Origin of the sequence: Pseudomonas sp. FSL R10-1350, from assembly GCF_009600525.1 — a bacterium.
Taxonomy (GTDB): domain Bacteria; phylum Pseudomonadota; class Gammaproteobacteria; order Pseudomonadales; family Pseudomonadaceae; genus Aquipseudomonas; species Aquipseudomonas helleri.
On the sequence record NZ_WIVR01000024.1, the window covers coordinates 57,411 to 66,095 of the forward strand.

Below are 8,685 nucleotides of genomic sequence, written 5' to 3' on the forward strand. Positions count from 1 at the left end.
CTCGTTAACGCGGGCAGTAAGATTTGTTCACTGAGGCTGCGATTTTGCGGGTCAGCCAGCGAGAAAGCAGGCGTGGCATGCGCGTGAGCCAGCGGTTGCGCCAGCCGGGCATGATAATCGCCTTGTTCTTGTCGAGTGCGCGCACGGTGTAAAGGGCAACTTCTTCAGGGCTCAGGGCACTTTTATTACGTTTGACGGCTTCCGGGTTCATGTTCGCCGCGTCGAAAAAGCCGGTGCGGGTGACTCCGGGGCACAGCACTGAGACTTTGATGCCGGTTTTTTTCACTTCTTCGCGCAAGCCTTCCGAGAAATGCAGTACATAGGCTTTACTCGCGAAGTAGGTGCTGAGCCACGGGCCGGGCTGGTAGGCGGCGATCGATGAGACGTTGAGGATTTGCCCGCCACCCTGCACGGCCATCATGTTGCCAATGGCATGGCACATGCGGGTCAGGGCAAGGATGTTGAGCTCGATCAGGTCTTGCTCGGCGCTCCAGTCATGGGCGAGGAATGGCCCGCAAGTGCCAATGCCGGCGCAGTTGATCAGCAGGTCGATTTGCCGGTCACCTTCCTCCAGCTCCAGCAAAAAGCCGGACAGGCGCAGGGGTTCGCCCAAGTCACAGGCGCGGAACAACACCTCGACACCGAAACGCTGGGTCAACTCAAGCGCAATGCTTTCCAGCGCATCGCGCTGACGCGCTACAAGGATGAGGCTGCGCCCGCGGCGGGCAAGTGCTTCTGCCAGGGCCAGGCCAATGCCGCTGGAAGCACCAGTGATCAAAGCGTAACGGGTCATGTTTCTCTCCATCGCAACGGTACAGTCCGGTGACAATGATGTCCCTGGCGTTAACGCGTTCATTTAGCTGCGCAGTTTACAGGGTGTTGCTGGTGGCTGCGTTGATCAACGTTGCCATTAAGCCTAAAGCGAAGAGCGCCGCCATCACGAACAGGCTCAAACCGATGAAGAAAATGATGATCCACGCGCCGATGGTGACTGAGCGGCTGTTGGGCGGTGGCGGCGGGCCGTATTTGTTCGGGCCTTCTGTGCCGGGCATCAGGAGCATCATGACCGCGAGTACCAGGTTGGCCATCGGTACCAGATGAAGCAGCAACATCCAGGCGGACCAATTGAGGTCATGCAGGCGCTGGGCGCCAATTCTCAGGCTAATGAACGCATAAGCAATGGCCAGTGTTGCGCCGCAGGTAATTCCCAATGTGGGTGAAACATTGACGGCCAGCAGTACCAATACCCCGGTCACGATAGCAATGAGGGTGATCACGGTGCTCCAGACCAAAAATCGCAAACGGCCGATGCGACCGTCGAACCCCAGAGGGTCCAGCGTGGCGAAAGGTGTTTCTGAGGGTGTATTGCCCAGGCTCGGTTCTGGCATGGTGGCTTCCTTGTCGGTGTGTCTTTAAAAAAGCCCGCCGGGTGGGCGGGCTTCGAGGTGTCAGTGTCGCGGCCAATGCTGGGCCAGTTGTGAGGTAAGGCTTAACGCTGTGCGGTACTCCTCGTCCATGCGGGTAATTAATTGCTCGGTTGTCGGGAGATCGGTGATTTCTCCTACACCCTGACCCGCGGACCATACGGTTTTCCAGGCTTTGGCTTCGTCAGTGAGCGGCTTGAGTTTTACTTCGCCCTGGGTTTTAAGGGCTGCCAGATCAAAACCTGCATTCTCAAGGCTTTGACGCATGAAACTGGCGGGTACGCCCGATACCGCCGCAGTGTGGATGATGTCGGCGGCATGGGAGGCCACTAGCATCTCTTTGTATGCGTCAGGGGCATGGCTTTCCTGAGTGCTGATAAAGCGTGTACCCAAGTAAGCGAGGTCCGCGCCCAACACTTGAGCGGCCAAAATTTCGTGGCCGTGGTTGATGCAACCGGCCAGCAAAAGGGTTTTATCGAAGAACTGACGAATCTCTGCCACCAGCGCGAGCGGGCTCCAGGTGCCAGCATGGCCACCGGCGCCTGCGGCCACAGCAATCAGGCCATCAACGCCCGCTTCTGCGGCTTTTTCGGCATGGCGGCGGGTGGTTACGTCGTGGAAAACCAGCCCGCCATAACTGTGGACGGCATCAACGACCTCTTTAACCGCACCCAGGCTGGTGATGACGATGGGCACTTTATGCTCGATGCAAATCGCCAGATCCGCCTGCAGTCGTGGGTTACTGTTGTGCACAATCAGGTTAACGGCGTAGGGCGCCGGGTTTTCCAATGTCGCCAGCCCGGCTTCGATCTCTTCAAGCCAGGCTTTGAAACCACTGCTGTCACGTTGATTGAGCGCCGGAAAGCTGCCCACGACGCCATTGCGGCAACACGCCAGGACGAGTTGCGGGTTGGAAATCAGAAACATGGGCGCGGCAACTACCGGCAGGCGCAAGCGTTGATCCAGCAAGGCAGGCAGTGACATTGGATAACCTCAAGGTTGGGAGAGTTGAATTCAGAACGGTTTGACCACCACCAGGATGACGATGGCCAGCAGGAATAAAACAGGGACTTCGTTGAACCAGCGATAAAACACGTGGCTGCGTGTGTTCTCGCCACGGGCAAAGCGTTTTACCTGAGCGCCACACATGTGGTGATAACCGATCAGCAGAAACACCAGGGTCAGTTTGGCGTGCATCCACCCTTGGCTGAGAAAGCCCGGGGTCAGGTAGAGCAGCCAGCCGCCGAAGATCAGTGTGGCGATCATTGCAGGGCCCATGATGCCGCGATACAGCTTGCGTTCCATGAGGCTAAATCTTTCTTTGCTGACGGAATCTTCGCTTTGTGCGTGGTAAACAAAGAGGCGAGGCAGGTAAAACAGGCCTGCAAACCAACAGACGATGCTGATGATGTGGAAGGCTTTGATCCATAGATAAAGCATTTTTAGTTATTCCCAGGTTCACGGTAGACCAAATAGTAGTAGTAGAGCGTCTGAGAGTCACCTTGACGGTTGTCGCAGGGGCGCGGTGTCCCTATTATCGAGGGCTTTCCAGTGGGTTCGTTGAGGGCAGGTTATGGTCAAGGTCGGTATTGTCGGCGGCACGGGTTACACCGGTGTCGAATTACTGCGTTTGCTGGCACAGCATCCGCAAGCTGAAGTGGTTGCCATCACTTCTCGATCCGAGGCGGGCCTGCCAGTTGCCGATCTGTACCCGAACCTGCGCGGTCACTATGACGGCCTGGCGTTCAGCGTGCCGGACACTCAGACATTGGCGGCCTGCGACGTGGTGTTTTTCGCCACGCCTCACGGCGTTGCTCACGCACTGGCTGGCGAATTGCTGGCGGCTGGCACCAAGGTGATCGACCTGTCTGCAGACTTCCGCTTGCAGGACGCGGATGAATGGGCCAAGTGGTACGGTCAGCCGCACGGCGCGCCAGAGTTGTTGAAGGAAGCTGTTTATGGTTTGCCTGAGGTTAACCGCGAGCAAATCAAACAGGCCCGCCTGATTGCGGTGCCGGGCTGCTATCCAACGTCCGCACAACTGGGCTTTTTGCCGTTGCTGGAAGCCGGGCTGGCGGATACCTCTGTGCTGATTGCTGACTGTAAATCGGGTGTCAGCGGTGCCGGGCGCGGTGCTAGTGTCGGCTCGTTGTATGCCGAGACGTCCGAAAGCATGAAAGCTTATGCGGTAAAAGGGCATCGCCATTTGCCAGAAATTCGTCAGGGCCTGCGTCGTGCTGCAGGTAAAGACGTGGGTTTGACCTTCGTCCCACATCTGACGCCGATGATTCGTGGTATTCATTCCACGCTTTACGCCACTGTGGTGGATCGTTCGGTCGACTTGCAGGCGTTGTACGAAAAGCGTTATGCCAACGAGCCTTTTGTTGACGTGATGCCTGCCGGCAGCCACCCGGAAACCCGCAGTGTGCGCGGGGCGAACGTATGCCGTATCGCGGTGCATCGCCCACAGGACGGTGACTTGGTCGTGGTGTTGTCGGTTATCGATAACCTGGTTAAAGGGGCTTCTGGCCAAGCGGTGCAGAACATGAACATTCTGTTCGGTCTGGATGAGCGCCTGGGCTTGTCTCACGCCGGGATGTTGCCGTAAGAGCAGCTGTAAGCTTCACGTTGTGCGCGGCAAGCCTGTAGCTTGAAGCTTGCCGCTGCTCCCTTAATAGTTGACCGCTTTTCTAGGAGAAGCGGATAATGCGCTTCATCACGCATTATGGCGGCATAGCGCCGGGAGATAGTCAGCATGAGCGTCGAATCCTTCACCCCCACGGCTTTGCAATTCACCGAAGGTGCTGCGCACAAGGTGAAGAGCCTGGTCGATGAAGAGGGTAATGATCGTTTGAAGTTGCGCGTATTTGTAACGGGCGGCGGTTGTTCCGGTTTTCAGTATGGTTTTACTTTCGATGAAGACGTGGCCGACGATGACACCATCGTTGAGCGCGAAGGCGTAAGCCTGGTGGTCGATCCGATGAGCTTCCAGTACTTGGCAGGTGCCGAGGTGGATTATCAGGAAGGCCTGGAAGGTTCGCGCTTTGTCATCAAGAACCCGAATGCGACCACGACCTGTGGTTGCGGATCATCGTTCTCGATTTAATTTCGCGATACCTGCAACACCCTTAACGCCGCGTCGAATCGCGGCGTTTTGCTGTCTGCGATCAGGCAGGGTATATAGCGCCCAGAACACGCAGGCCGCGTGCCCCGGTGACGCTTGGGCGGTTGGTGGGGATGTTTTCAAGGCAGCAGTGCGCAAGCCATGCAAAGGCCATCGCCTCAACCCAGTCTGGGTCAACGCCTTTGGCCTGGGTGCTGCTGACTTGTGTTTGCTCCAGTAACTGAGCGAGGCGGGCCATCAATGCACCGTTATGCGCGCCACCCCCGCATACCAACAGTTCGCTGGTATGCGCTTGGGCTGCCTGCAGTGACTGCACGATAGTCTGCGCGGTGAGCTCCAGCAGGGTGGCCTGAACATCTTCTGCGGCAAAGGCCGGAAGCGCGCTCAGGTGATTCTGCAACCATGGGAGGTTAAACACCTCGCGGCCTGTACTCTTTGGGCCCTTTGTTAGGAAGAAGGGGTCATTCAGCAAGGTGCTAAGCAGAGGAGGGGCGACCTTGCCACTGGCTGCCCATTGGCCATTTCGGTCATAGAGTTCATTGCGTTGCGTTTGTGTCCAAGCATCCAGCAGAACATTCCCCGGGCCGCAGTCGAACCCTGCGACGGGGTTTTCAGGAGTAATCAGGCTTAAATTGCTGAAGCCTCCTACGTTCAATACGGCCCGGTAGCCTACATCATCGGTAAACAAGGCTTCATGGAAGGCTGGAACCAGTGGCGCGCCTTGGCCGCCAGCGGCTACGTCGCGACGGCGGAAATCACTCACTACGCAGATATTGGTGAGCTCGGCCAGCAAGGCAGGGTTGCCGATCTGGACGGTGAAACCTTGTGCAGGCTCGTGCCGGATCGTTTGGCCATGGCTGCCAATGGCGCGGATGGCATTGGGCGATAGCTGCTGCTGCTTGAGCAGGCTATTGATGCCCTGAGCGGCCAGTTCGACCCAATGGTTTTCAGCGATGGCACAACGGGCTATTTCGTTTGGTCCGCTGCTGCACAAGCCCAGTAGTTCACTGCGCAGTGCGTCTGGCATGGGCGTGTAGTGGGTGGCGAGCAGTTTGATGCTCGCTCCCAGCTCTATAAGTGCAATGTCCAGACCGTCCAGGCTGGTGCCGGACATTACGCCTATATAGAGAGCCATGGCTTAGCGCTTGCTCGAAGCCAGGAGAGTGGCTTTCTCTTGGTTCATGCGGGCCATTAACGGTTGGCTTTGTTGCAGGAAGCGGGTGCGCTCTGCTTTTGCGATCGGGTCGGCCATTGGCAGCTTTTGGCCAAGCGGGTCTACGTGAACGCCATTGACCTGGAACTCGTAATGCAGGTGCGGTCCGGTGGACAGGCCCGTTGTACCGATGTAACCAATCACTTGGCCTTGCTTCACTGTGCCACCGGTTTTAATGCCTTTGGCGAAGCCTTGCATGTGCCCGTACAGGGTGCGGTAGGTGTTGCCGTGCTGGATGATGACGGTGTTGCCGTAACCACCTTGGCGGCCTGCAAGGAAGACTTTGCCATCGCCCGTTGCCTTGATCGGTGTGCCGCGCGGAGCCGCATAATCGACGCCTTTGTGGGCACGGATTTTGTTCAGGATGGGGTGCTTGCGGCCTGAAGAGAATCGCGAGCTGATACGGGCAAAATCAACCGGAGTACGGATGAATGCTTTGCGCATGCTGTTGCCGTCAGCGGTGTAGTAATTGCTGATGCCTTGCTTGTTGGTGTAGCGCACTGCGGTGTAGGTTTTGCCGCGGTTGGTAAAGCGGGCAGACAGGATGTTGCCGGTGCCGACGCTCTTGCCGTTAATCACTTTTTGCTCGTAGATGATTTCGAACTGGTCGCCAGGGTGGATGTCCTGAGCGAAGTCGATGTCGTAGCCGAATACCTTGGCCATTTGCATGGTCATGCTGTGCGGCAAGCCTGCACGCTGGCCGGAGGCAGACAATGAGCTGGTGATAACGCCGTGTACGTAGGCGGATTTGAGAGTCGGTTGTGCGGTCACGCGGCGAAACGTATAGCCCTTGGCACTTTTGGTGAGGGTAATGGTTTCAAGATCACTTACTTGGCTGTGCAGGTTGTTTAGCTGACCGTCAGGGCCCATTTCAAACTCAAGTTTCTGGCCGTGTTTGAGCTGGCTGAATTGCTTGGCTTGTTTGTCGCTGGCCAAAATTTCATGAACGGAGGACGCGGGCAGGCCTACTTTTTCGAATAGAGTAGACAGCGTATCGCCTTTGGTGACGACCACTTCACGATGGTTTGGGGCTTTGGGTTCTTCGACTTTGGCGGTGGCTTCAGGGGTGCTGTCTGGCTGTTCTATTTGAGCAAAAGGCGCTGGGGTAGCGTCGTTGGTCGTCTGGACCAGCTCTTCGCTGCCTTGGTCTTGCTTGAGTTGCTCGGCAGGGGTTTCCAGTTCGAGGCTCAGGGTTGTTCTTTTTGCTTCTACTTCGCTCGATGGGAAAACCAACAGGGCCAAGCTTAAAAGGGCGGCGATACCACTTGCGGCAAGCAGGTGGGTCTTCGGATAAAGCGGTGGCGCTTTAGGCGGTTGACTGGTCATAGATAATTTGACTTTGAATAAAGGATGAATTGGAAAAGATGACTGACACGGTAAAGATGAAATAACTGTATAAAATATAACCAAATCACCCTTGAAGCAAGTCGACGAACCTTTCCTGGGCGGATGGTCGCCGTATGCCGGGCAGAACTTGTAATTAGTCTCTGATCTTGTATGGTTGGTTCCTTTTTGAATTTGAGCCTTACGGGTCTGATATGAAGTCGGTTGAAGAGCAGCTAGCGCTAATCAAGCGTGGTGCCGAAGAGGTGCTGGTCGAGTCTGAATTGGTCGAGAAACTCAAGCGCGGCCAGCCGTTGCGTATTAAGGCAGGTTTCGACCCGACGGCGCCGGATCTGCACTTGGGGCACACCGTACTTATTAATAAGCTGCGCCAGTTCCAGGATCTGGGGCATCAGGTGATTTTCCTTATTGGGGACTTCACCGGGATGATTGGCGATCCAAGTGGCAAGAGTGCTACGCGTCCGCCGCTGACGCGTGAGCAAGTGCTCGATAATGCCGAGACTTATAAAACCCAAGTCTTCAAGATTCTTGATCCGGCCAAGACCGAGGTGGCGTTCAACTCCACCTGGATGGATCAAATGGGGCCTGCTGACTTTATTCGTCTGACGTCTCAATACACCGTTGCTCGTATGCTCGAGCGCGATGACTTCGACAAGCGCTACACCACCAACCAGCCAATCGCTATTCATGAGTTCCTTTATCCGTTGGTGCAAGGTTATGACTCTGTTGCGCTGAAGGCTGATGTTGAGCTGGGTGGTACTGACCAGAAGTTCAACTTGCTGATGGGGCGTGAGTTGCAGCGCGGCTACGGCCAGGAAGCTCAGTGCATCGTGACGATGCCGCTGCTTGAGGGGTTGGACGGTGTTAAGAAGATGTCCAAGTCTTTGGGTAACTACGTCGGGATCCAGGAAGCGCCGGGCGTGATGTATAGCAAGCTGGTTTCTATTCCGGATGCGTTGATGTGGCGTTACTTCGAATTGCTGAGCTTCCGTTCGATGGACGAAATCAATGCTTTGCGTGCTGATGTTGAGTCGGGGGCTAATCCGCGTGACATCAAGATCAAGCTGGCTGAAGAGATTGTGGCGCGCTTCCATGGTGAAGAGGCGGCAGCTAATGCTCATCGCGGTGCGGGTAACCGGATGAAGGATGGCGAGTTGCCGGATGACTTGCCTGAGATTGAACTCGTGTCGGCAGAAGACATGCCGATTGCGGCCGTCCTTAATAAAGCAGGCTTGGTGAAGAACTCTGCGGTTGCGCGGGATTTGCTGGGCTCGGGTGGTGTGCGTATAGATGGTGAGGTGGTTGATCGCTCCTATATATATGCAGTGGGTTCGACTCACGTTTGCCAGGCTGGCAAGAAGTCTTTTGCGCGAATTACGCTAAAAGCTGAATAAAACTGAAATTAGTGCTGGACGGCGCATTTTATTAGCCTATAATGCGCCCACTTCCGGCGTAGTCGAAACGGAAAACTCTTTGAATATCAATGAGTTGGATGATTTTGATGGTGCCAGCTTCAATTCATCGAAGCAGGAAATGAGGTGTTGACAGCAGCGTGTAACGCTGTAGAATTCGCCTCCCGC

The 8,685-nt window shown here is 55.9% G+C and carries 9 protein-coding genes; 3 read left to right on the forward strand and 6 right to left on the reverse strand.

Features of this window, described 5'->3' with window-relative positions:
• Positions 1-4: 4 nt before the first annotated feature.
• The 4 genes from GHO25_RS13170 to hemJ all read right to left on the reverse strand — a co-directional run bounded on the left by GHO25_RS13170 (position 5) and on the right by hemJ (position 2,864).
• Positions 5-793: an SDR family oxidoreductase gene (locus GHO25_RS13170; protein WP_048372181.1), complete on the reverse strand. Its 789-nt coding sequence runs from the start codon at positions 791-793 to the stop codon at positions 5-7.
• Between the two features lie 76 nt (positions 794-869).
• On the reverse strand, positions 870-1,388 hold the full coding sequence (locus GHO25_RS13175) for a DUF805 domain-containing protein (RefSeq protein WP_153390950.1): 519 nt from the start codon (positions 1,386-1,388) through the stop codon (positions 870-872).
• A 60-nt stretch (positions 1,389-1,448) separates the two neighbouring features.
• Positions 1,449-2,408: a nitronate monooxygenase family protein gene (locus GHO25_RS13180; protein WP_048372178.1), complete on the reverse strand. Its 960-nt coding sequence runs from the start codon at positions 2,406-2,408 to the stop codon at positions 1,449-1,451.
• Between the two features lie 30 nt (positions 2,409-2,438).
• On the reverse strand, positions 2,439-2,864 hold the full coding sequence (hemJ, locus tag GHO25_RS13185; RefSeq protein ID WP_048372176.1) for a protoporphyrinogen oxidase HemJ: 426 nt from the start codon (positions 2,862-2,864) through the stop codon (positions 2,439-2,441).
• 133 nt (positions 2,865-2,997) lie between these two features.
• Here hemJ and argC point away from each other — a divergent pair, with 133 nt between their 5' ends.
• Both argC and erpA read left to right on the forward strand, forming a co-directional pair.
• On the forward strand, positions 2,998-4,032 hold the full coding sequence (gene argC / locus GHO25_RS13190) for an N-acetyl-gamma-glutamyl-phosphate reductase (protein ID WP_048389637.1): 1,035 nt from the start codon (positions 2,998-3,000) through the stop codon (positions 4,030-4,032).
• Between the two features lie 147 nt (positions 4,033-4,179).
• A complete protein-coding gene (erpA, locus tag GHO25_RS13195) occupies positions 4,180-4,530 on the forward strand; it encodes an iron-sulfur cluster insertion protein ErpA (RefSeq protein ID WP_048372172.1) in 351 nt (116 codons plus the stop codon).
• Positions 4,531-4,591: 61 nt separating this feature from the next.
• Here erpA and GHO25_RS13200 read toward each other — a convergent pair whose 3' ends face one another.
• Positions 4,592-5,683, reverse strand: coding sequence for an anhydro-N-acetylmuramic acid kinase (locus GHO25_RS13200; RefSeq protein WP_153390951.1), 1,092 nt, complete (start codon positions 5,681-5,683; stop codon positions 4,592-4,594).
• 3 nt (positions 5,684-5,686) lie between these two features.
• The gene (locus GHO25_RS13205) at positions 5,687-7,087 is read right to left on the reverse strand and encodes a peptidoglycan DD-metalloendopeptidase family protein (RefSeq protein ID WP_153329210.1); all 1,401 of its coding nucleotides are present in this window, start codon (positions 7,085-7,087) and stop codon (positions 5,687-5,689) included.
• A gap of 212 nt (positions 7,088-7,299) precedes the next feature.
• Here GHO25_RS13205 and tyrS point away from each other — a divergent pair, with 212 nt between their 5' ends.
• Entirely contained in the window at positions 7,300-8,499 is a 1,200-nt protein-coding gene (tyrS, locus tag GHO25_RS13210; protein ID WP_153329212.1) for a tyrosine--tRNA ligase, read from the forward strand.
• Positions 8,500-8,685: the final 186 nt, after the last annotated feature.